The organism is Paenibacillus sp. MMO-58 (assembly GCF_037146255.1).
Classification (GTDB): domain Bacteria; phylum Bacillota; class Bacilli; order Paenibacillales; family Paenibacillaceae; genus Pristimantibacillus.
In genome coordinates this window covers 1033492-1057416 of record NZ_JBBCVY010000002.1, presented here as the reverse complement: position 1 = coordinate 1057416, position 23925 = coordinate 1033492, and the positions used below count along the sequence as shown (strand labels likewise).

General features: G+C 48.9%; 18 protein-coding genes. 14 read left to right on the top strand and 4 right to left on the bottom strand.

Translation table 11 applies throughout. The annotated features are described in order from the left end of the window. Positions 1 to 81 precede the first annotated feature (81 nt). The 4 genes from araD (at position 82) to WFJ73_RS10420 (ending at position 4912) form a co-directional block, all read left to right on the top strand. Entirely contained in the window at positions 82 to 774 is a 693-nt protein-coding gene (araD, locus tag WFJ73_RS10435; protein WP_336773096.1) for an L-ribulose-5-phosphate 4-epimerase, read from the top strand. 202 nt (positions 775 to 976) lie between these two features. Then, positions 977 to 2599: a spore germination protein gene (locus tag WFJ73_RS10430; protein ID WP_336772964.1), complete on the top strand. Its 1623-nt coding sequence runs from the start codon at positions 977 to 979 to the stop codon at positions 2597 to 2599. 14 nt (positions 2600 to 2613) lie between these two features. Further along, complete coding sequence (locus tag WFJ73_RS10425; protein ID WP_336772963.1) at positions 2614 to 3738, top strand: GerAB/ArcD/ProY family transporter; 1125 nt, start codon at positions 2614 to 2616, stop codon at positions 3736 to 3738. Then, entirely contained in the window at positions 3725 to 4912 is a 1188-nt protein-coding gene (locus WFJ73_RS10420; RefSeq protein WP_336772962.1) for a Ger(x)C family spore germination protein, read from the top strand. The genes WFJ73_RS10425 and WFJ73_RS10420 overlap by 14 nt, the downstream gene beginning before the upstream one ends. Here the strand turns inward: WFJ73_RS10420 and WFJ73_RS10415 are convergent. Then, positions 4899 to 5432 carry a hypothetical protein gene (locus tag WFJ73_RS10415; protein ID WP_336772961.1) on the bottom strand — a complete coding sequence of 178 codons (534 nt, stop codon included), beginning with the start codon at positions 5430 to 5432 and terminating at the stop codon, positions 4899 to 4901. The two genes, WFJ73_RS10420 and WFJ73_RS10415, sit on opposite strands and share 14 nt — an antisense overlap. Positions 5433 to 5579: 147 nt before the next feature. After that, complete coding sequence (locus tag WFJ73_RS10410; RefSeq protein WP_336772960.1) at positions 5580 to 6656, bottom strand: GntR family transcriptional regulator; 1077 nt, start codon at positions 6654 to 6656, stop codon at positions 5580 to 5582. A 245-nt stretch (positions 6657 to 6901) separates the two neighbouring features. On the opposite strand from WFJ73_RS10410, the gene WFJ73_RS10405 reads away from it, so the two are divergent. From WFJ73_RS10405 to WFJ73_RS10390, 4 genes are all read left to right on the top strand, one after another. Continuing rightward, positions 6902 to 7819 (top strand): glycoside hydrolase family 43 protein, encoded by a 918-nt coding sequence (locus WFJ73_RS10405; RefSeq protein WP_336772959.1) that lies wholly within the window; start codon positions 6902 to 6904, stop codon positions 7817 to 7819. 246 nt (positions 7820 to 8065) lie between these two features. Then, on the top strand, positions 8066 to 8947 hold the full coding sequence (locus WFJ73_RS10400) for a nicotianamine synthase family protein (RefSeq protein ID WP_336772958.1): 882 nt from the start codon (positions 8066 to 8068) through the stop codon (positions 8945 to 8947). Between the two features lie 74 nt (positions 8948 to 9021). Then, positions 9022 to 9597, top strand: a complete 576-nt coding sequence (locus WFJ73_RS10395) for a LysE family translocator (RefSeq protein ID WP_336772957.1) — start codon at positions 9022 to 9024, stop codon at positions 9595 to 9597. Positions 9598 to 9615: 18 nt separating this feature from the next. Next, on the top strand, positions 9616 to 10395 hold the full coding sequence (locus WFJ73_RS10390) for an AraC family transcriptional regulator (RefSeq protein WP_336772956.1): 780 nt from the start codon (positions 9616 to 9618) through the stop codon (positions 10393 to 10395). 22 nt (positions 10396 to 10417) lie between these two features. On the opposite strand, the gene WFJ73_RS10385 is transcribed toward WFJ73_RS10390, so the two are convergent. Continuing rightward, positions 10418 to 11287 (bottom strand): helix-turn-helix transcriptional regulator, encoded by an 870-nt coding sequence (locus WFJ73_RS10385; RefSeq protein WP_336772955.1) that lies wholly within the window; start codon positions 11285 to 11287, stop codon positions 10418 to 10420. Positions 11288 to 11439: 152 nt separating this feature from the next. On the opposite strand from WFJ73_RS10385, the gene WFJ73_RS10380 reads away from it, so the two are divergent. Beyond that, on the top strand, positions 11440 to 12477 hold the full coding sequence (locus tag WFJ73_RS10380; protein WP_336772954.1) for a glycoside hydrolase family 88/105 protein: 1038 nt from the start codon (positions 11440 to 11442) through the stop codon (positions 12475 to 12477). Between the two features lie 56 nt (positions 12478 to 12533). Here the strand turns inward: WFJ73_RS10380 and WFJ73_RS10375 are convergent, their stop codons facing one another. After that, the gene (locus WFJ73_RS10375) at positions 12534 to 14834 is read right to left on the bottom strand and encodes a helix-turn-helix domain-containing protein (RefSeq protein WP_336772953.1); all 2301 of its coding nucleotides are present in this window, start codon (positions 14832 to 14834) and stop codon (positions 12534 to 12536) included. Between the two features lie 313 nt (positions 14835 to 15147). Here WFJ73_RS10375 and WFJ73_RS10370 point away from each other — a divergent pair, with 313 nt between their 5' ends. The 5 genes from WFJ73_RS10370 (at position 15148) to WFJ73_RS10350 (ending at position 23919) form a co-directional block, all read left to right on the top strand. Then, positions 15148 to 16737 carry an extracellular solute-binding protein gene (locus tag WFJ73_RS10370; RefSeq protein ID WP_336772952.1) on the top strand — a complete coding sequence of 530 codons (1590 nt, stop codon included), beginning with the start codon at positions 15148 to 15150 and terminating at the stop codon, positions 16735 to 16737. Between the two features lie 78 nt (positions 16738 to 16815). Next, positions 16816 to 17715, top strand: a complete 900-nt coding sequence (locus WFJ73_RS10365; RefSeq protein WP_336772951.1) for an ABC transporter permease — start codon at positions 16816 to 16818, stop codon at positions 17713 to 17715. Between the two features lie 19 nt (positions 17716 to 17734). Continuing rightward, positions 17735 to 18604 (top strand): carbohydrate ABC transporter permease, encoded by an 870-nt coding sequence (locus WFJ73_RS10360; protein WP_336772950.1) that lies wholly within the window; start codon positions 17735 to 17737, stop codon positions 18602 to 18604. Positions 18605 to 18663: 59 nt separating this feature from the next. Beyond that, positions 18664 to 23223: an Ig-like domain-containing protein gene (locus WFJ73_RS10355; protein ID WP_336772949.1), complete on the top strand. Its 4560-nt coding sequence runs from the start codon at positions 18664 to 18666 to the stop codon at positions 23221 to 23223. A 99-nt stretch (positions 23224 to 23322) separates the two neighbouring features. Further along, positions 23323 to 23919, top strand: a complete 597-nt coding sequence (locus WFJ73_RS10350) for a hypothetical protein (RefSeq protein WP_336772948.1) — start codon at positions 23323 to 23325, stop codon at positions 23917 to 23919. Positions 23920 to 23925: the final 6 nt, after the last annotated feature.

Below are 23925 nucleotides of genomic sequence, written 5' to 3'. Positions count from 1 at the left end.
AAGTTAAAATAAATGTAGAAAACATGTACGTACAAGTGTATAATGACATTGAAAATGAGGATCGACGAAAGGATGAGCAACATGCTGGAGCGGTTAAAGCAAGAGGTATTGGAAGCCAACTTGGATTTGCCTAAGTATGGTCTTGTTACATTTACCTGGGGAAACGTGAGCGGTATCGATCGGAAAAGCGGCCTTGTGGTCATCAAGCCTAGCGGCGTGCCTTACGATAAGCTGAAGCTCGAGGATCTCGTTGTTGTTGATCTTGACGGGAATAAGGTAGAGGGCGAGCTAAAGCCATCCTCGGATACTCCAACCCATCTTGTCTTATATAAAGCATTTCCGCAGGTTGGCGGAATCGTGCATACGCATTCTCCGTGGGCAACCAGCTGGGCGCAGGCCGGCCGGGGAATTCCCGCGCTGGGAACCACTCATGCCGATTACTTCTACGGCGAGATTCCGGTTACCCGCGCCATGACGCGCGAGGAGATCGAAAGCGCTTATGAGCTCGAGACAGGCAACGTGATTGTCGAAACGTTTAAGGATAAAGATCCAATGATGATTCCAAGCGTGCTTGTGAACAGCCATGCGCCATTCAACTGGGGCAAAGACCCGCATGAAGCCGTTCATAATGCGGTAGTGGTGGAAGAAGTCGCGAAGATGGCCCTTCATGCTTATAATCTTAATCCGGACATTCAGCCGATGGATCAGGCTTTGCTTGACAAGCATTTTCTCCGGAAGCACGGGGCTAATGCCTATTACGGCCAAACCAAATAACGTATTGAACAGCCCAAGACAATTTTCTTCTGATTACAGAAGGGAGTTGTCTTTTTTTTTGTGCTGACCGTACATCGGGTCTGAGGGAGTCCTATCCTTGTATATTTGAAGCCAAATTAGGAATATTATTCATACATTGCCATTGGCCCAAGTCTGCGTACTTCGAATGAATGAGATAGTGTAATCAAAGGAATGATTATGGATGTTATCTTCTATTAAATCCCATATTCCGGGATGGAGCGTGTTTTTCCAGGCACTGATTACTCTTGTCGTTCCCCTATTAATATACCTGATCTATAAAGCGCTGACCTCTTTAGCGGATGATAAGCTGGTCTCTTCAGGCGGGGCAAGCAGCGTTGGCTCTTCTTCGGACGAAGAGCCGCCTGTTCATTCCATTTCCGCAAGCTACGATGCCAATCTGGATAAAATCAGGAACACGATTGGGATAAACAGCGATGTCGTCATCCGTGAACTGACCATGGGAGATGCCAAGGTCCGTGCTGCTCTTATTTTTGTAAAGGGCATGCAGGAGGACCAAATGCTAAAAATGCAGATTATGCAGATGCTGCGGGATACGGAGCCCGATCTTCCTCTCCCGATCATTGAACGTTTACCGACGAATGCAGCACATACGATCTCTTCGATGGAGGAACTTACGAAAGCCATTTTATTTGGCTATTTGGCTCTAATGATTGATGGTCGCAATGAAGGCTTCCTGATCAATCCGCCAAGCGGGCCGGCCCGCGATATAACGGAGCCGGTATCCGAATCTCTGCTGCGCGGATCACGTATTGGCTTTACGGAAGATATAAACGTAAATACCGCTATGCTGAGAAAGCAGGGAGTTACGGAAAACTTGCAAGTTCGGAGCTATATGGTTGGCCACACGATTCAGAAGGAGCTGGCTATCCTTTATTTGGATCAAATCGTTAACCCGGATTTACTCAAGGAGGTTAACGACCGGATTGAAAAAATTAAGCTCGATTTCGCCGCTGAGTCCGGTTATATCGAACAAATGATCGAGGATAATTATTTAAGCCCTTTTCAGCAAACCCAAAACACGGAGCGACCCGACCGGGTTATCGCGGCGCTGCTCGAAGGCAGAATCGCGATTTTGCTGGACGGAACGCCGTTTGCGCTTATTGTCCCGGTCACCTTCAGCATGCTCCTGCAGTCTCCGGAGGACTATTTCGAACGCTGGATGCCCGGTTCCTTATTGCGTATTCTCCGCTTTCTGGCGGCCTTTATCGCTCTAATGGCTCCATCGTTGTATATTTCTTTTATTTCGTTTCATCCGGGTTTAATCCCGACGGAGCTTGCTTTAACGATTATCGAGACGCGGCAAGGCGTTCCGTTCCCGGCTTTGATCGAGGTTATGATTCTGGAGATTTCCATCGAGATATTGAGAGAAGCGGGTATTCGGCTGCCCAAGCCGATTGGACCCGCAATGGGCATCGTTGGCGGTCTTGTTATTGGAGAGGCGGCCGTGAAGGCGGGCATCGTAAGTCCTTTTCTAGTTATCGTAGTTGCGGTCACGGCGATTTCATCCTTTTCGATCCCGATGTACAGCGCCGGGATTACGCTTCGGCTTCTCCGGTTCGTGGCTATGCTGTTCGCCTCGATCTTGGGCATGTTCGGAACTATCCTGTTCTTCTTGCTGATCTGTTGTCACCTATCCAAATTAAAAAGCTTTGGTGTCCCTTATCTCACCCCGCTAACGCCATTCCGCTGGAATGACTGGAAGGATTTCTTTATTCGCGTACCGATCTTTCTGATGAAGAGGAGACCAAAGCTCATGAAAACGATGCAAAACAAACGCAGGTAGAATGGAGGGAAACTATGTCCGCTTCCAAATCATTTCTTGCGCCGGAAGATAAAATTACGTCTTCGCAGGCGGCGCTGGTGTTAAACAATACGATGTTGGGAGCGGGGATCCTGACATTGCCTAGAAGCGTAAGCGAGAAGGTGAAAACGCCGGATAGCTGGATTTCCGTGCTTTTAGGCGGCCTGATCGTTATGCTTGTCGTCGTTCTGATGATCAAATTAAGTCTGCGCTTCCCCGGGAAGACTGTGTTTCAGTATACGCAAATCGTGATTGGCCGGTATCCCGGCATTTTATGGTGCCTGTTATTGGTTCTGTATTACATTGTAATCGCAGGCTTCGAGATTCGCGCGATGTCGGAGGTAACGATGTTCTACCTGCTGGAAGGCACGCCGATATGGGCGATAACGATTCCTTTTATTTGGCTGGGCGCTTATTTGGTCCGGGGAGGCATCAATGCAATCGCCCGGGTAGGTCAGATCGTTTTTCCCATCAGCTTGTTTATTCTGATTGTTTCCTACTTGCTGAGCTTGAGGTTATTTCATCTCGATAATCTAAGACCCGTTCTGGGAGACGGAATCTTTCCAGTAATCATGGGGTTAAAATCAACGATTCTTGTCTATTCGGGTTGCGAGGTTGTAATGACGTTGGTGGCGCAATTGGAAAATCCGAAGCAGGCTTTTAAAGCCATGCTTATCGGAATTGGTATTCCGATTGGATTGTATTTCATTACCATTATTATGGTAATCGGTGGGTTGTCCGTTGATTCGGCTGTAACCAGCACATGGCCGACCATCGATCTGATCCGGAGCTTCGAGATTTCTGGATTTCTGTTCGAACGTTTCGAATTTCCGCTTATGGTGATTTGGCTAATGCAGATGTTCTGCAACTACAGCAGCTTCTTTTATAATTCTTCCCTTGGCCTGTCGCAATTGTTTAACCTTCCTTATAAGTCGGTTATCTTTGCGCTTGTGCCCGTTATTTTTCTTGCCACCATGGTTCCCAAGAACATTAATGAAGTGTTTTCGCTTGGAGATAGCATCGGATATCTAAGTATCCTTTTATTTATTCTGTTCCCGGTGAGTCTCTCTCTCATTGCGCTAATGCGGTCAAAAGGCGGGATGCAGCATGAGAAGCCGTAAATATCTGGCATTGCTGATTGCTGCTGTCTTTCTGATCACGCAATCCGGCTGTTGGAGCAGTAAGGAGATCGAAGACCTCGCTATATATGCGGGCATGGCGTTAGACGCTGGCAATGAGAACCCGGAAGAAAAGGCATTTGAACAAGAGGGCGGAAGCTATTCCAAAACGAACAAAATAACGGTAACCGTTCAAATTGTGCCTCTCAAGGCGGGATCCAAGGACGAAGTGAAGGGTAAGACTTCGCCATATACGAATATTTCGGGAACCGGCGACTCCATTCTCGAGATTTTTCGCCAGTTCTCCCTGCGCTTGAATAAGCCTATTATCGGTCATCACTTGAAAATTATCGTGATCTCCTCGCAGCTACTGCAAGAGAGGAACATTAAGCAAGTAACGAACTTTATGCTCCGCGATAACGATATTCGGCCGAGCGTAAAAATCTTTCTAAGCTCGGGCAATGCGCAGCAAGCTTTATCCATAAAAACGCCCGATGAGGTTCCTTCCTTCTATATTAACGACGTGGTGAAGAACCAGTTCCGGACAAGCAAGCTTATGGACGCTGTTCTCCTTACGGATCTGGATGCCATGATTCATTCCAAACAAAGCTTTATTCTTCAGAATATTATTCAGGCAAAAAGACATATCGAATTCTCGGGAGCCGGCATTATCAAAGGGGATACCGGTCGCTGGATCGGGAATCTGTCGCAGGAAGACGTGGAGTGCATCGACTGGCTGACAAACCAAGGAGATAGCGGCACGATCAAAACCTACGATGAGCATGGTAATCCGCTCACTTACGAAATGAAGGCCATGAAAACCCGTATCCGGGTAGAGACGGATAAAGACAATCAGCTTACCTTCCAAGTCCGTGTTGAAACCAAGGGCAGAATCATTGAAGACTGGGATGTCGAGGCGGACCCTTCTTCAAGGTCCTATCAGAAAGAAATAGAGAAGTTATTCAAGACCAAGCTGACGAGCATGATCGAACATCTGTTGAACGCCATGCAGTCCCGTTATAAGGTGGATGTATCTAAATTCGGCCAAGCTGTGAAGATCCAGAAGCCAGGGTTATGGAAAGAGGTCAAGTCCAACTGGGATGACACGTTTAGCGCTTCGAAAATCAATTTGGATATCGACCTGCAAGTGACGGATTTTGGCTCTACGACAAAATAAACGACAGCGCCGCCTCTCGCGCGGCGTTGTGGGCCAGCCGATGCAGGTAGTTGTTTTTCTTATGCTTGCTTATGTATTTAATCTGAAGGTTGATGTCCGGGAACTTGCGATTAAAGCTGGCTAAGGCCGCTGACAGCTCGTTTCTTGCGGATGCGTTTCGGGTATGCGAGCGGGTTTGCTGTGCGAGCAAATGAGAGATGCGGATACAGTCGGTGTAAACGACGGCGATTTTAGGTGGATGGTCTAGCTCCGCATACGCTGCAGTCAAGGTGTCCAGGCTGAAAATAATCGCCAATACTTCGCCATAGTTCGAACCGTAATCCTTGGTAATCGGCAATTTCTTGGCGGATAAACGGATCGTCCGGTTAAAAACGGTACAGCAAGCAGCGCCGTAAGCGTTATGCGTGGCGAAGCCCGCGTAATCGCAATAAAGGAACATGGTTCCTTTATTTAAGAGGTATTGTCTTAATCGGGGACTCTCATAAGCTTTTTTAACCAGCAGATTATTGCTTAAATCCATGCGTGCATCTCCTATAATATAGTACGGGGTAAGGGTATTCGATCAGCATTTACCGATCTTCCTCTTTTTAAACCTTAAACCGTTTGTTCAAAGGCCAATAAAAAAGACTGCTCCCCTGTCGGTGTCGGAGAGCAGTCTTTTTGCTTGTTAGATCGGTCTGACGGTATCCCGGATAATCAGACTGGTAGGCAGCATGACTTTTTTGTTTCCGTAGGAATTTCCTTCGCTGATTTCAAGCAGCAGCTTGGCGCTTTCGTAGCCCAGCACGTCAAAATACTGCTTCACCGTGCTTAGAGCGACCTTGGCGAATTTGGAGCTTTCGAAATCGTCAAAGCCCATTAGCGAGATTTGATCCGGAATCCGAATTCCCAGGCTGGTCAGCTGCTCGAGTACTTCAAGGGCGCGTTTGTCATTCGTGCAAAAGAGGGCTGTTATCTCTCCCTCTTGAATTTGCCTGGCAAGCGTATCGTAATCCAGTTCCTTCTCCAGATAGAGAAGCTTCTTGTTTACGGGCAGGGAAGCGTTAGTCATTGCGTTATTATAGCCGTTGTAACGGTCTACCTCGGGACTGAGGTGGAAATCGTAAGCGGCAAATCCAATCTGCTTATGACCGTTCCGGATTAAATATTCAACGGCCTCGTAGGCACCGTCGTGATTGTTGCAAGTTACGACATTAACCGGATAACCTGCCGGCGAGCGGTCAAGCATGACGAATGGAATCGATTTCTTCCGAATGTCGTTCAGATAGCTTTTCGCCGCAACCGGATCCGAGGAGTAAATAAGAAGTCCTCTAATATCGGATTGAATTAACCGTAAAATAAGCTCGCGTTCCTGTTCGAAATCGTTTTCCACGAATTCGATAATCAATTTGCAGTCATGCTTGCCAAGGAAGGACTGAATGCCCTTCATAATCTGCATATAGGAGCTGTCGTACATTTCAACGCCGGAGATAACAAAAGCAACCAGATTGGAGGCTTTTTCGGCTACGGCGGTCTGGCCGGCGGCCACAAAGCTTCCTTTTCCCCGAACGCGGTAAATCACTCCTTCGTTCACGAGCTCGGAAAGCGCCTTTCTAACCGTAATGGAGCTTACATTCAACATCTTGGAAAATTCCGATTCGCTTGGGATGCGGTCATCCTTGGTAATTTCCTGATTCCCGATTTGCGCCAACACGTAATCCTTCACAATTTGGTACTTAGGTAGTACAGGCTCTTTTTCACTCATTATCGAGTCACCTCATAACAACATTTCTTTGATTATAACCGAACTGATGTCGTAATAGTATACTAACTAATGTCGTGATAGATAAGTTTTTGGGAGAGTTATAAAAAAATAAGAAAAAAACTTCAATAAAAGTCTTAAAAGGGTTTGAAATAGATAGTAGTTCGTATTACTATAGGTTCCGAGATAGTCTGTGAAGTTAATATGCTTAATATAATAAGTTAATCGATTTCCAGGAGGAAATAGCAATGAACAATAACCTTACATCAGGCAATCCGATTTTTCCCGGCTGGTATGCCGATCCGGAGGCGAGAATCTTTGATGGGCGGTATTGGATTTATCCGACTTATTCGGCGCTATACGAGGAGCAACTGTATCTGGATGCCTTCCATTCCGACGACCTGGTCAACTGGACCAAAATAGAGCGGGTTCTGGACAAGAAGGATTTCAAGTGGGCGCATAAAGCGGTGTGGGCGCCATCGCCAATCGAGAGCAACGGCAAATATTATATCTACTTCTCCGCTAACGATATTCAAAGCAATGATGAGCTTGGAGGCATTGGCGTCGGTGTCGCGGACCGGCCGGAGGGGCCGTTCCTCGATGCAATCGGCAAACCTCTTATCGACCGGTTCCACCATGGCGCGCAGCCTATCGATCCGCATGTTTTTCGGGATGAAGACGGTCAGGTATACCTGTACTACGGTGGCTGGGGACATTGCAACGTCGTCCGTCTCGGCCAGGATATGATCAGCCTGCTTCCGTTCGAGGACGGAACGATCTATCGCGAAGTAACGCCAAAGGACTATGTGGAAGGACCGTGCATGATCAAGCGGAACGGCCAATATGTCTTCATGTGGGCGGAAGGCGGATGGGGCGGTCCTCATTATCGGGTCGCTTATGCGCTTGCGGAATCGCCGCTTGGTCCATTCGAGAGAATCGATACCATCTTGCAGCAGGATCCGGAAGTGGCAACCGGGGCAGGACATCACGGATATCTTCAAATCCCGGATACGGACGAATATTATATCGTTTACCATAGACGCCCGTTGACCGAAACGGCTGCGAACCACCGCGTGGTGTGCATCGATAAGCTTTACTTTAATGAAGATAATACGATTCGTCCCGTGAAAATCAGCTTCGAAGGTGTTGCGGCCCGTAAACTGTAATCTGTGGACAGGTGATTGCCCGCGGTGACGGAAGCACCGGCATCGTTAACTTTGACGCAAATTTCAGGCGTTCAAAGTGTTCCGGCGTAACTAAAGGCTAGAAACAAGGCATCCGGCTCCTGTTTATCTGGAACAAGGATGCCTTGTTCTCTTGTCGGAATAGACCGGTTTGTCTCGATTCCCTTCTACATCCCGGGCAAAATGAATATATTTCGAATATATGCGGGATGAAGGAGAGTTGCGTAAATGGAGGTTTATTCTACGGGGACGGCTGCATCTGCGGGCAGCCTGCCAAGATGGCAGGTGGTTGATGATTTTATTGCTTTTATCCGCGAAGCCAACGAGCTTCTTCAGAAGGAAATAGATTTGTCTCCGTCTAATCAGTTGGTAACAAGCGTCATTAGCCGTATTTTCGCCCAGCTGCGTTCCCGTTATTTACCGGAGGAGGTACAAGCCGTTCTGAGCAACGAATATATTCGGACGCATCAGCGGCAGCTGCAGGATAAGCTCTCGGAAGCCGAGTTTCTGACGGAGCTCAGCGATTCCAGGCAAGCCTGCGAAGCTCAGGATTTCGGATTGGATGCCGTTAGAAATCTCCCGAATTGGCCGGTTTACATAGCGCTGGCGAAGAAGGAGCTGGACACCCTTCGCCGCTTCACTGATCCGGATAGCCAGCTGGAGCAAGCTCCCGTTGTGTTTGTCGGCAGCGGACCGATGCCGTTAAGCTCGATTATTTTTTATCTGCTGGGCGATGTGGAGGTTGTCTGCCTGGAGAAGGATGCGCTAGCTTACGATGCGTCCTGCTTGTTGCTCGAGCATATAGGCCTCGGATCCAAAGTAAAAGTCGTATTGGAGAATGGGGCCAACTACGATTACGGCCCATACAAACGGATCTTTGTCGCAAGTCTTGTGAGAAACAAGCAGGCTGTGCTGGAACAAATAAGCCGCACCGCTTCGGATCCCCTAGTCGCTATGCGTACTGCGGAGGGGATGAAACAAATTATGTATGAAGCGATTGACGAGGAGGTTCTTCGTTGCCAAGGCTGGCATATCCTTGGACGGACACAGCCCGAGGAGGGGCTGGTCATCAATTCCACTTTATTTTTGAAGCACAAAGGCTTAGAATAAGCTGCAATAATATACTATAGGCAATTTCCATTCGGATGTAGGATAGGAGAAGAGCGTGAAAGGAGCGGCTTCTCATGGATACTACATCTTTTTTTGTTTATTGTTTGATTGCAACGTTTACACCCGGGCCAACGAATATATTGATTTTGTCTACCGTCACAAACGCGGGTACCAAAAAGGCGATGATCTTTTCTTATGGGTCGACGATTGGCTTTGGTTTGCTGCTTGTCTGTTCGGCCGCGTTAAGCTCGGTGCTTCTGTCGGTAATGCCTAAGTTTATTACGGTCCTGCAGGTGATCGGAAGCGCCTATATGGTCTATCTCGCGTACCGGATGGTCCGAAGCCGGCATTCGGAATCGGACGCAAACCAAAAGGCTACCTTTCGATTTGGCGTCCTGCTGCAGTTTTTGAATCCCAAGACCGTACTGTTTGCGTTAACTGTCATTCCGGCGTTTATTTTGCCCACTTACAGAGGGTTTACGGGAGTGTCCGTTGGTATTGCGGCCATCACTTTAATAGGGTTTGCTGCCTTTTTCACATGGGTTCTTTTCGGGAAGGTCTTTAAAACGTTTTTGCAGAAACATCATACGACTGCTAATCTGGTTATGGCTTTATTTTTAGCTTACGCTGCCGTTATGATTTGGGTATAGCGTTGCGAGGTGAGTAAGATGGAGAGGTTTATTTATAAAAAGTCGGCCGGCATTACCGCGTTATCGGCTACAATGACGGAGTTTAAATATAAGAAGCATGCCCATCAGGAGTATGCCATCGGCGTTACCTTGCGCGGCATTCAGCGCTATAACCTGGACGGCAGCCTGCAATTATCCCATAAGAACGGCATTATGCTGTTTCATCCGGAGCAGACGCATGACGGAATGGCGCATGACGAGACGGGTCTTGATTACGTCATGCTGTACATTGAGCCGCAGCTGCTGCTGGAGGTTATGGAAAAGAAGGAGATTGTTCGGTTCTCGAATCCTATTGTGTACGACCGGGAACTGGAGCATAGGGTGCTTAATTTAACGAATGCCATCTTAAGTGAAAAGGATGAAGCGTTGTGCAGCGAATTATTGCTTGCTCTAACGGATCGCCTTGCCGATTCCAGTCTTTCGCAATATGGCAGGAGAACGGACCATGCCTTGATCCGAAAAGCGAAGGACATGATTCACCATAACCTGGATCATGTTCTGAAGCTGGATGAGATTAGCATGGAGCTGGGGTTATCAAAATATCAGTTTATCCGATTATTCAAGGCGCATACCGTAATTTCACCGTATCAATATTTTCTTAACAGCAAGATCGAAAGGGCCAAGAAGCTGATCGAGAGCAGCAAGGATATTTATTCGGCGGTAGCCGCATGCGGATTCGTGGATTTGGCCCATCTGAATAAACATTTCAAGAGCGTCTACGGCACAACGGCGTTTGACTATATCTCGCATTTCCATTAACGGTTAAGCTGCTGCTTAACCGTTATTTTTGTTGCTGCTCCAGCTTCCGGTAAGCACGGGGGGAAAGTCCGGACAGCTCCTTAAATACCTTGCCGAAGTGGGAAAAGTTCTCGAAGCCGCAATGCTCGGATATTTGAGTGATGCTCCAGTCGGTTTCCTTCAGCAGCAGCTCCGCTTCCTTGATCCGGGTAATGTTGATGTATTGGCTAAAGCCAAAGCCGGTAACCTCCTTAAAGACGCGGCTAAGATGTCCCTTGCTGATGAAGAACCGCTTGGCCAGGTCATCTAGAAGCATTGGCTCTCTGAAATACTGATTGATATGGCGGACAATATCCGTTATTTTCTGCTGAACCGGGGTAAGCAGGGTGCTTGGCTGCACCTTGCGTCTCTGAACGTGGCGGGCCGTAAACAGCAGCAATTCGGCGGCCATGTTCCGGACATGCAGCTGATAGCCTGGCGGACTTTCGTGCAGCTCGCGCAGCAGGGATTCGAACAAAGCCTCCAATTGCATGCGTTCCTGTAGGTTAAGCTTGATGATTGGATGCGCGGAAGCAAAAGGAGACAGCAGCAGTTCGGTCTCCTCCTGCGATAAACCGTCAAAGAACGGCAGGTCGTAATGCAGGACAATCCGCTCGTGATTGGGCTGGCTGAGCTCGGAAGTCCGGTGAACGTCATTGGTGTTGACGAGGATAAGATCACCTGACTGAATCTGATAAACGGAATCGCGTATAAAAAACTTTCTTTCGCCGCTGTACAAATAAAAGAATTCGTACGAACGATGATAATGGGTGGTGTCCATGGAATGGTAGCCGAATCTCCGGTCGAATTCAATCCATAACGGTTCGCTGATTGAACCAAATCGGAGGATATTGGGAAGTGATGTAATCGTCATAATGCGATGAGCTCCTTTCATGGACAATTGTACACTCATTATATCAATATTTGCGGGGTTTAAGCAGTATTTGTCCATATATGCGGAGAAATACTTGCAAAATTCATGCTACTCTTGGGGTATGAGAACGATTTCAGACGGAGGTTTGGACGATGAAAAAATTTGAAGTGAACCAAGAGGAAGTATTAGAGCTGATTGACCTTGTCGTACGCCGAACAATGAATATGGATTTTACATGGAACTGGTCCTGCGGAGTTGCCTTTTACGGCATCAGCAAAGCTTGGGAAGTAACGAAAAATCAGGAGTATATCGATTTTCTGGTGAAGTGGGTGGACGAATATTTGGAGCTGGGGCTGCCGGCCTTAATGGTTAATTCTTGCGCCATGGGACATACGATGCTGACGCTGCATGAAGCGACGGGCGACCAGAAATACCTGGATCTCGCTTTAATGAAAGCCGAATACCTGCGCAAGGATGCGATCCGGTTTGGAGAAGGCGTATTCCAGCATACCGTATCGTCCAAAAACGATTTTCCCGAGCAGGCGTGGGCGGATACGTTGTTTATGGCGGCGTATTTCCTGCTTAGACTTGGCTTCAAGCTGGACAAGAAGGAGTACATCGACGATGCGCTTAACCAGTTCTACTGGCATGAAGAATATTTGCAGGATACAAAGACGAATCTGTTCTACCACGCTTGGGATAATCTAAGAGGAGATCACCTGTCCGGGATCTATTGGGGCAGAGCAAATGCATGGGCGGCCTATACAATGGCCCAGGCTCATAAAATGCTTAATCCGTTTATGCCGATGTGGATGCAGCTTGGGGGAGCGCTTGGCGATCAGTTAAGCTCCCTGGTCAGACTGCAGTCACCGGACGGATTGTGGCGTACGGTCTTGAATGACGAGACCTCGTACGAGGAAACCTCGGCTTCCGCCGGCATTGCCGCAGCCTTGACGATTTATGCGCATCCGCTGCATCAGAATTATATGGCTAAAGCTTATGGAGGCATCCGTGCCAATATCGATGATGACGGCTCGGTCCGCAATGTATCCGCCGGCACGGCGGTTATGTATTCGGCGGACGACTACAAGGTGATTTCCAAGAAGCGGGTGCAAGGCTGGGGGCAAGGCTTAACGCTGGCTTACCTGGTTGCATTGATTCAGAATACGGAAGTCGTCAGCGCGATTTAATGGATGGTTATTCTTTAAGGTCTGCTCTTGGGCAGACCTTTTGTTGTTTTTTCTCTTCATCCTTGCGAGAGCAGCTTATCCGCCGCCTGCTGTTGCCGGTATTGCCCGGGCGTAAGCCCCGTACGGGCTTTAAAGACCTTATTGAAGTAGCTGACATTGGCATACCCGATCTCATGACAGATCTCTTCAATAGACAGATTAACCTGCCCAAGCAGCTCCGTCGCTCTCTTTATGCGCAGCTGGATCAAATAGTCATTAATGGTCATACCCGTGGACTCTTTGAAAATACGGCTTAAGTAAGAGGAGCTGCGTTCCACGTATTCGGCAACGGTATCTACGGAAATGTTGTTGTTGAAATTCGCATCCATGTAATCGATAGCGAGCTGCAAGGTAACATCCGTCATTTTGGAGCGCTTCTCGCGGTGGAAGTCGATAATTCTGCCACACATCTCAATTAGACAATTCTCCATATCCTTTAGCGTCTCGGCACGCGCGATCAGATCGGCATAAGCAGCACGGCTGCCGAATACGGCGGAAATATCCCCCCGGGATTGGACAAGAGTTTTGACAATCTCGCCGCTCAGCTGGAAGAACAGCTGCTGGATATTGGCCTTGCTCAGCTTCTTGTCGATCGCGGTCCTGGTGATTTCCCGGAGGGTACCGAAGCAATCCTCTTTATCCGTCTGAAGCAGCGCCTGCTGCAGCTTTGCCTCCAGGTCATACGGATAGTAATAAGCCTCTTCTTCCCCGGTCTGCCAGTCGCCTAAGATTGAGCTGGGCAATACCTCGCCTTTACCGATATAGATTTTCAGGTTTAAGACAGCAATCGTATCCTCGTAAGCCAGCCTTACCGATTCCGCTCCCGTGCCTATTCGACTGACCGCAATCGTAACCGTTAATCCATACCTGGCGAGCATATGCTGCTTCAGCCTCTTGGCATATTCCAGAGGGAAGTCGTCGTTGTCGGGTGGAACAGCCAACAGGATAACCGTTCTTTTATCATCCTTGGCGAATACCTCACCGTCGATATCCGCGCCTAGTTCATCCATAAACCCGTAACGCAGCAGGTGGAAATGAAATAGATCGTCTTTTACGGGATAAGGCTCCTCCAGTTCAAGCGTAAGCAAGGCAAACCGGGAGAAATCGATCCGGAGCCCTAGCAGCTCCACGGCTTGCCCGTTCCCTTCGCCGCCTTGGATCAGATCGTTCAGGTACTTTTCTTTAATAGCCGTACGGTTGTCGGTGAGCAGTGAATCAACCTGCCTTTTCTCCTTGGCGAGGGTCTCCCAGCTGCGGATCATATGCTCGAACCGCTGCCGGATAAAGCCCGCCTCGTCACCGGTCGGATGAGGTTTGATTGCACCATCCCGCTGGTCATGCGCGGCATTCTCAATATAAGAGATGACGCTGTGGAGCGGACGGTACAATCTTCTCGACACGAAAAAGGAGATGGCGATTGCGGCTGTCAGATAAGCCGCGGCTACGCTAACCACAATCACTTTGATACGCCCCATCCCTTGCAGGAGGGTCGACTTCTCCGTAACGTCGACAAACTTCCAGCCTGTCAGCTCGGAGGTTGTGTAGGAGATGATCCGGTCGGAATTATCGATATAGGAGCCGCTTTCCGCATTTAGACGGTGAAGGTTAACGGCCTTCAGCAGCTTATCTCCGTCCGTCGCATCGGTATAGAGCAGCTCGGAGTTTGCTCCCAGAACGAGGGTGGTGCCTTTTTTATTATGGTAATGGCTCAAATAGTCGTTAAACAGTAGATCCAGCTTCAAGTTGATCACGATAGCGCCGTTTACTTGGCCGATCAGCGGCATTTTTTGAAGCAGACTGGCTGCGGAATGATCGGGGGAGAAGCCGTCCTCTCTCCCGGTAATCCAGACCGAACGGCTTGCCGAAGGCTGCTTCCACGTATCCAGCCAGGACCGGTCCGCGAAGGTGGAGATCGGGGAAGTCCGGATCTCCTGCCGCGAGGTCAGGACAAGCTCCAGCGGAGCGTAATAAATATAGATGGAATCGATGTAAGGACTGATTTTTTTCTGTTCGGCTACAAAGCCGGTTAAGTCGATAAGGGAGCTGACGCTAAGCTTGCTCCCTTTCATTTGATAAAGATACGATTGGGTCGCAATCATGCTTGAAGCGTTATATTTAATGGAGGTTAATTCTTTGTGGATGAGCTCTTGCTGCTGGGTAAGGACAGATTCGTTGTATGTAATCGCATTTTGAATACTGTTGTTTGCCGAGATGGAATAAGTAACGGATGCAATAAGGATAACCGTGATGACGGCAATAGCGGTTAAGGAAAGAAGCTGCTTCACGAACATGCTGTTCTGCTTGATTGAGCCCGGCATTGGATTCACTCCTTGTCTCAATGATTGCGCTTACATATAGAAGCGCCAAGCATTGGGCGCTAATACGGGGATTATATCACAGTTGCCTCCCTTGGTAAGGAAATACGCGAAAAACATACAAAAAAGAGAAAAACATAAGGCCTTCCAAACGGCGCAAAAGCGGAAAAACATAAAAGAGAATCGGAATAGAGGATTGAGAACGCCGGCGGAGAAGGCTATCGTAAATATTGTAACCGCTCCCATAACCCGGCCGGGAGCCAGAGCCTGGATGCGGTCCATTATACCGAATCAATAGGGGGAGATTGAATTGCAAATGAAACGACAGACAATGGGCAAGGCCGCATTGGCGGCAATCATGGCTGCGGGTTTACTCGCGGGCTGCAGCTCCAACTCGAATAACGCAACTAATAATAAAACAACGGATCCGACTGCCAGCCCGAGCGAAAGCGCGCCGACGGAAACGAAAGAAGCAAACGCAAAGCCGATTGAAATTACATGGGGGATCCATTTCCAGGCTGCGGGCGTCGTGGAGAATACGGAGGTTCAGAAATGGCTGGAACAGAAATTTAACGTCAAGATCAAGCCGGTGAAAGTGACCGATGCCAGTATCGCTTCCGGCGATGTTCCGGATATCTTTATGCTGGGAGATCCCGCTAACGTATCGGCTTATCAGAATCAAGGCGTGCTCATGAGCATTGATCCTAATCAATTGAAGGAAAAGATGCCGGAATACTATGCCGATATCGAGAAAAACAGCAAGCTGTTCCAGACGGTTACCTTTAATGATCAGCTGTGGGCGATTCCGATGTTTATCGATCTGAAGCCTTATGATCTGGGTATGCTCTGGCGCAAGGATTGGCTTAATAATGTCGGCATTGCGAAGGTGCCGGAGACGCTGGATGAATTCGAGCAGGCGGTATACGCGTTTGCGCAGAAGGATCCGGACAAGAACGGCAAAAAAGATACCTACGGCCTGACCGGTACAGCCACTTCTACCTGGTCCTCCGGCTTCTATTCGATCTTTGGGGCGTTTGGCGTGGAGCCAACGATGTGGCATGAGAAAAACGGCGAGATCGTGAACGGCTCCGTTATGCCGGAGACGAAGGAAGCATTGGCGAAGCTGCGTCAGTGGTACGCGGATGGAGTAATCGACCCTGAATTTATTACCGATACGCAGGATTCTTACCGCAAGAAGCTGTACAACAACCGGATTGGCGTCATTGAAGAGCAAATCGCAAAAGGCGCGCTTCCGGAAGGCGGGACCGTAACGGAGATGAAATCCTTAAGTCCAGACGCGGAGCTTGTCTTCTCGAAAAATCCGAAAGGCCCGGGCGGCGATGGATCATGGGACTGGGGCGTGAAGAGCAACTTTGTCGTGATCGGCAGCAAGGTGAAGGACCAGCCTGAGAAGCTGGAGAAGCTGTACGAAATTCTCCGCGCGGAGAGCAGCGACGAAGAGACCATCAATATGACCAGCCTTGGCGTTAAAGGTACGCATTGGGACTTTGCGGAGAGCGGAGCCGCATCGGGAGCTACCAAGTTCCTTCCTTCGTTCGAGAAGCAGGAGCAGCGTGACCAGGAAGGTATTCGCCTCTTCTCGCTTGGCAACATTACGACGCAGGCGTACCGCGAGAAGTATTCCAATCCGAAGCTGAACGAAGCGATCAAAACGTATTCGTCCGCGCCGAACCTGACGGATGCCCTTCTGTTCTCTGTATTGCCGTCCGACGGCAAATACAAGGCTGACTTGACTGCGCTTATGCAGAAGTATTTCGCTCAGATTATCAGCGGTGAAATTCCGCTTGACGACTTCGATAAATTCGTAACGGAATGGAAGGCTAGAGGCGGCGATGAATTAACCAAAGAAGCCAACGAGCTGTACCAGGCGCAATTTAAAAATTAACCGGCCGGCTCCGCGGACCCGCAAGGGCTGATGCCAGCTCTTGCGGGCGGACCGGGCAAGGTTGCAAGGAAGTGTGGCATGAAGACTATACGCAAGCACGGAGAGCTGCTCTCGTTATTTCTGTTTTCGTTTCTCTTTTTCTTCATTTTCAAATACGGTCCGCTGTACGGCGTGATTATTGCGTTTAAGGATTTCAAAGTGGTGGACGGCATTTGGGGAAGTCCTTGGGTAGGGCTGCAGCATTTCCAAGAGCTGTTCCAGAACAGCGACTTTTACCGTCTCCTTAAAAATACGCTGCTTCTTAATTTGTATCTGCTTCTTTTTGCTTTCCCCGCGCCGATCATTTTGGCGCTGCTGCTTAACGAGGTCCGGTCGCGCTACTTCCAGCGCTTTATTCAGATGACGATGTATTTGCCCCACTTTGTATCCTGGGTCATCATGTCGGGGCTTATTATTTACTTTTTGTCGCCAACGACCGGGGTTTTGGCTGAAATCGTGGGATGGTTTGGGGTAGAGCCTGTTTTCTATATGGGGAAAAAGGAGTATTTCCGCTCCATAGTTGTTATTTCCGCGATTATGAAGGATCTGGGCTGGGGTTCTATTATATATTTCGCCGCCTTGACCGGCATCAACCCGGAGCTTCAGGAATCCGCGATTATCGATGGCGCCAACCGCTGGCAGCGGATGATTAAGATTAATATACCTTCGATTATGCCTACGATCGCGATTATGTTTATTCTAAGTCTGGGCGGGTTCTTAAGCGCGAATTTCGAACAGATCATCAACCTGCTTAACCCGGTTACGTTCGAAACCGGCGATGTGATCGATACTTATGTCTACCGGGTGGGCTTGCAGCAATTCCAATACAGCTACACGGCGGCGATTGGTCTGTTCAAGTCGCTGGTCGGCCTTCTGCTTATTCTCGGCGCCAATCTGCTTGTACGGAAAATGAGCCGGGGAGAGAGCGGATTATGGTAGGGACAGGAGGAAGTTTGTCATGAAGGCGACAAGATGGCAGGAACGTATTGCCCCCGGCATCATTTATTTTGTATTGGCCTCGCTCGCGATAATCGTTGTGTATCCGTTTATCCATGTCATAGCCGTTTCATTTAGCGGACGCGGGGAAGCGCTCCGGAGCGGGTTCCATTTCTTCCCGCGGGATGTCCAGTGGACGGCTTACCGAGAGCTGCTTAATTATCCGTTTATCTGGTCCGGCTACTCGAATACGATTTTCCGGATGGTCGTGGGCACGGCTCTCACGCTGCTCGTTACCGTCTGCGCGGCTTATCCGTTATCGCGTCCCGATTTTCCCGTCAAGCGGCTCCTTACTTTGCTACTGCTCTTCACCATGATTTTTGACGGAGGAATCGTGCCTCATTATTTGCTGATGAAGGATTTGCATTTGCTTAACTCCCTTTGGGTCTACGTGCTGCCTACGGCGGCTAATGCTTTTCAGGTTCTGGTCATGTTATCCTTCTTCCGGTCGCTTCCCGATGCCTTGATTGAAGCAGCCCGGATCGACGGAGCCAGGGATATCGGGATTTTATTCCGCATCGTGCTACCGCTCTCGATTCCGCCGCTTGTCACGATCGGACTGTGGTCCATGGTTCACCATATCAACGCGTTTATGGACAATTTGCTGTACGTGACCGACCAGTCGAAGTTTGTCCTGCAGCAGGTCGTCCGGCAAATTTTAATCGAAAACAAGGTAGATCCGTTTACGACGGCAACGAATATGATCCCTCCGGCTCCCGAAAGCCTGAAGATGGCATCCGTAATCGTATGCACATTGCCCGTGCTTGTCGTATATCCTTTCCTGCTGAAATACTTCGAGAAAGGAACGATGATTGGATCGGTAAAAGGCTAAGCGAAGGGAACCACAAGGTTCCCTTTCTATTTCAAGCAATAAGGAGGATTTGATTAAGCATGAAGAAGAAAATGCTGATGGTCTTATGGATAATGGCTTTGCTTCTGAGCGGGTTTCCTGCAGGAGGCGTCTTGGCCGCGGAATCCCCGGATTCAAGCGCAGGTTCCGGCGAAAATGCCGGAGCGGTCTTTTTCGTCTCGCCAAATGGAAGCGATTCCAATCCTGGGACTTTAGAATCGCCTTTTCTTACTCTGGAGAAGGCAAGAGATGCCGTCCGTCAATTAAAGCAAAGCTCGGGACTGCCAGGCGGAGGCGTTACGGTCTATCTAAGAGGCGGCGTTTACAACCGGACCGGAAGCTTTCAGCTCGAAGAGCAGGATTCGGGTACGGCGGATAAACCGATCACCTATAAGGCTTATCCGGGAGAATCCGTCAGTCTGAGCGGAGGCCGGAATTTGGAGAAGGACTGGTTCGAGCCTGTAACGGGCGAAGCGGTATTGAATCGGATTATCAGCACGGACGCAAGAACAAAGGTATTGCAGGTAGACCTCAAGGCGCATGGCATTACTGATTACGGCGTCTTGAGCCGTCATGGCTATTACAAAGCCAACGATGTCAGCCAGACGCCGCCTATGGAGCTGTATGTGGAAGGCCAAGGCATGACTCTGGCAAGATGGCCGAATAACGGGACGGTACAAATAGGCGATATCGTTGACCCCGGCCCTACCCGCAAGGATGCTGACCTGCAGACCCGTGGAGGCACTTTCAAATATACTTACGACCGGCCGGCGTTATGGACGCAGGCGGACGATATATGGCTGGACGGCATTTTCGGCTATAGCTGGGAATGGTCCTATAACAAGGTTGCTTCTATTGATACCGTGGGCAAAACCATCACATTGGCTTACGGGGAAATGAGCGGTTTGTTCAAAAACTGGTACCCGGACTTTCATTTTGCCCAGAACCTATTAGAAGAGCTTGATATGCCTGGAGAGTATTATATTGACCGGAGCCAAGGCATCCTGTATTTCATGCCGACCGCTGCGTTCAAGCAGAAAGCCAATCCGGAGATTACCGTAACGATGCTGAAGACTCCGCTGATTAATACGGTAAATACGTCATTCGTGAACTTCGAGGATCTGATAATGGAAAATGGCCGCGATTCCGCGGCGGTGATCATGGGCGGCAACCATGTCCGGATCGTGCACTGCGAGATCCGCAATTTCACCGAGGGCGGGGTGCGCATCAATACCCAAAGCCGGTGGCTGTACGATGACTTCGCCAAAGCTTCCGGCGTGAATCATGCGGTGATCGGCACCCATATCCACCATATCGGGGGAACGGGGGTCATTCTGAACGGAGGCGACAGGCTGACGTTGGAGCCGGGGAATAACGTGGTCGAGAACAGCCATATTCATGATTTTGCCTATTATCATAAAGCTTATAATCCTGCCGTCATCCTGACCGGGGCCGGAAACCGCATATCCCATAACGAAATTCATGACGCTCCTCACCCGGGTGTCCTTATCTTTGGCAACGATCACGTTGTCGAATACAACAACATTTACGACGTGTGCAAAACGTTCTCGGATCTTGGCGCGATCTATATGAATCTAGGAGCATCGCCGCAGGAACGGGGAACCGTTATCCGAAGGAACTATTTTCACAATATCGGGGAAGGCAAAGCCGGCGTGCAAGGGGTATATCCGGACAACTTCACGATGGGGCTTACGATTGAGGAAAATATTTTTTACCGGATGGGTAATTCCGCGATTCTGAACAATGGCGGCGCTCATATTCGCACCAGCAATAATCTCTTTATTGACGCCAAGACGCCTTATGAATATTCGGATATGTACCTGGGCGACGGTCCGGAGCAGCAGATCTCCAAAAACTACATGGGTCCGTGGCATGCTTTATTCGATAAGTACAATAACTTCGTTGGCATGCCGCATCTGACCAAATATCCTGAGCTGGCGGATTTCTTCACGGAGAACCGCTATTATCCGGACACCAATACGTTTAAGAACAATGTTATTTACAATCCGACAAAAGCGAGAAGCAGCACGACAAACGCAAACGGCGCTTACGATAAGCTTAATCTGGTGCAATACGCGAACAACTGGGTAACGAACTCGGATCCTGGGTTTGTAGACTTAGCCGGCGGGAATTTGAATTTGAAGTCCGACGCGGCGGTATTCCAGCAAATACCGGGCTTTGCGCATATTCCGTTCAGCGAGATGGGGTTAACCGAAAAAGCGGGGACATACCTGGCTCCTGACGTTATCCCAGTTGAAGGCGTGGAGTTGTATGATGACAGTCTTGCGATCGGAATCGGCAAATCTTATGACTTGTATGCAGCAGTGCTGCCATGGAATGTGACAAATTCCGCGCTGGTGTACACCTCCAGTGATCAAACTATCGTCAAAGTGGATGCAAACGGCAAGCTGAAGGGAGTGAATTTGGGCAGCGCAACCGTTACGGCAGCGTCCGCGGACAATCCGCTTCTGAAGGATGAGGTCCAGGTGACCGTTGAGGTCGGAAACGGAATTATGGACGATACGAACTTCGAGAACGGCAGGAATAGCTGGCCAACCGACCCTAACCGCAGCATTGTAGACGTTGGCGGCGGCAATCACATGTATAAGCTGCTCAAAGGCGCGACGGCGCTGAACGATAACGACTTCAGCAATTACGAGCTTGACTTCAAGCTGAAGACGCCGCGGGTTATTCCGGAGCTGGCAACATTTTACGTGTTCGACCGTCTGAATCAAAGCGGCAGCGGCGGAAGAATCGGATACCGGAAGTTTGCGGACGGAACCTCCTCGTGGATTTTATATAATGGGGCATGGGCAACGATTAAGCAAAATACGTTAGCCTCCCAGGATCTGCTGCCCGATACCGTATACGACATCAAAATTATGGTGAAGGGACAGGAGATCAGCGTTTATGCCAACGGCCAACTGAAGCTGAAAGCGTCCGATCCGACCTTTAATTCTTCGGGCAAAGTCGGGTTCTATGCCGGCGGCTTTGATTATCTGTTGTTTGACGATATTCAGTTCAAGGTTCCAACAACCGACGTGGCCGGCCTGCTGCTGGATAAAAGCAGTTTGAACATGGTCATTGACGAACAGCAGCAGCTGCAGGTTCAATTCGATCCGTCGGATGCGGCTAATCGTGCCGTTGTCTGGCAATCCGCAAATCCGGATATTGCGTCCGTTGACGAGAGCGGTAAGATAACTGCCCTGGCAAAAGGCGAAACGACGGTTACGGTTACCTCCGTTGCCAATCCGCAAGCTTCGGCTTCCATTAAGATAGTCGTTTCCGATATCCTTCTGTATACGGATTTCGATTCAGGGGCGAACAGCTGGCCGGTTGACCCGAACCGCAGCATAGTAACCGTAAACGGCAATAAGATGTACCGCATTGTAGCGGGAGCTTCCTCTCTTCATCCGAAGGTATTTACCGATTATGACTTAACCTTCAAGCTGAAGATGCCTGCCGAAATGCCGGCTCAGGGCACCTTTTACGTGTATGACCGACAGGCTTCCGGTACTTCAGGCAAGGTTGGTTACCGGAAATTAGCGGATGGCACGTCACAGTGGCTATTATACAGTCCGAATTGGACGGTTCTGCAAACGAATAACTTCTCCGGTCAGGATCTGCAGCCTAATTCGGAGTACAACATCCGGGTTCTGGTAGACGGGGCGAGAATAAGAGTGTATGTCAATGGGGAGCTACGGCTGGACGGTACGGATACTAAGCATAATGCATCCGGAACGGTGGGCTTTTATGTTGGGGGCTTCAGCGAGTTCTGGTTCGATGACGTCAAGTTTACGCGGATTGACCGGACCGCTCCGGTAACGGCGGCGGCGATGACTCCGACGCAGCCTGATGGCATGGGAAATTGGTATTCACAGCCTGTAACCGTTGATCTGAGCGCAATCGACAGCGGAACCGGCGTGGCAGGCACGGAATACAGTACGGATGGCGGAGCTACCTGGCTTCCTTATCGGAGTCAGCTTACGTTTAGTGAAGACGGGAGCTATTCGTTGCTCTATCGATCGGTTGACTCGGCTGGAAATAGAGAAGACAACAAATCGATAAGCTTTAAGCTGGATGCTAGTAAACCCGAAGCTTCTATTACGGGATTAGAAGAGAAGGCATACGCAAACTCGGAAACGGTGACTCCGTTTTGGAAGGTCTTGGATACCGTCTCCGGAGTGGATGATGGCAAGACAACTGCGCAGCTGGATGGTCAGACAGTGGAGCAGGGAGCAGCTATTCCGTTGTATACGCTGGCTGCAGGTTCCCATATCTTTACGGTTTCAGTTACTGACATCGCGGGGAATACGCGGGAGAGCACGGTAACCTTCAGCACCTATGCCGACATCGGTTCGCTGAAAGAGTTAGTTGTGCAATTCTATGAGCTGAACTGGATTGATAAACAGGGCATCGCAAATAGCTTAACGATGAAGCTGGAAAACGGCAGCCTGGAAGCCTTTATCAATCATGTGGAGGCGCAAAGCGGCAAGCATATTCAGGCGGAAGCAGCTTCCTATTTGTTGCGGGATGCTAATTATGTTTTGCAAGGAATGGAAACGGCAAATGTGGATTGATAGCAGAGTAAATTAGGAAAGCGGTGCAGAGGGTTATCTCTGCACCGCTTAGTTCCGATAATGTAGGAGAGAAGTGTATGAGGGGGAGATACAAGTCTGATGTTTTTATTCTGCATAATTGCTTTTCTTGTTACTCTGGTTATTGGAATAGTAGGAGTTGTACGTAGGAGGAATAAACAATACATTCTTTGGTTTATTTTATCTGCCGTTCTTCTGACTCTTACTGTTCTATCATCTTTTACCTTCAAAAGTGGCTCCGAAATTTCTAATGATTCTCTATCCCAAACAATTACAATGACGACTTTTGATACGGACTGGGCTGAACAAGTAAACGGAATTGCAAACATCGATCTGTCGGAAACAGAAAAATCTGATCAAATATCTAATCTTGCGAAATCCTACAAGCTGGAAGATAGAAACGAACTCAGAGACTATGAGAAATATTTAGTAAATCAATTCAAATCGAAGGAATACTTAAGGGATACTAAAAATGACCATTATATGCTGGTGAACATTTTTATCGCTACAGTAGTGGATATTTATTATAACGATTCAGACAATCGACCAATCAAAGCATTTGCATTCGATTTCCTGCAAAATACAAAATACACCTATCGAGGAGTAAATGCAGTAGACAGTGATGTTGTAAAAGAAAATGAAGAGCAGATGACTAAAGCATTAGAGAAGATAAAATAAAAGAGA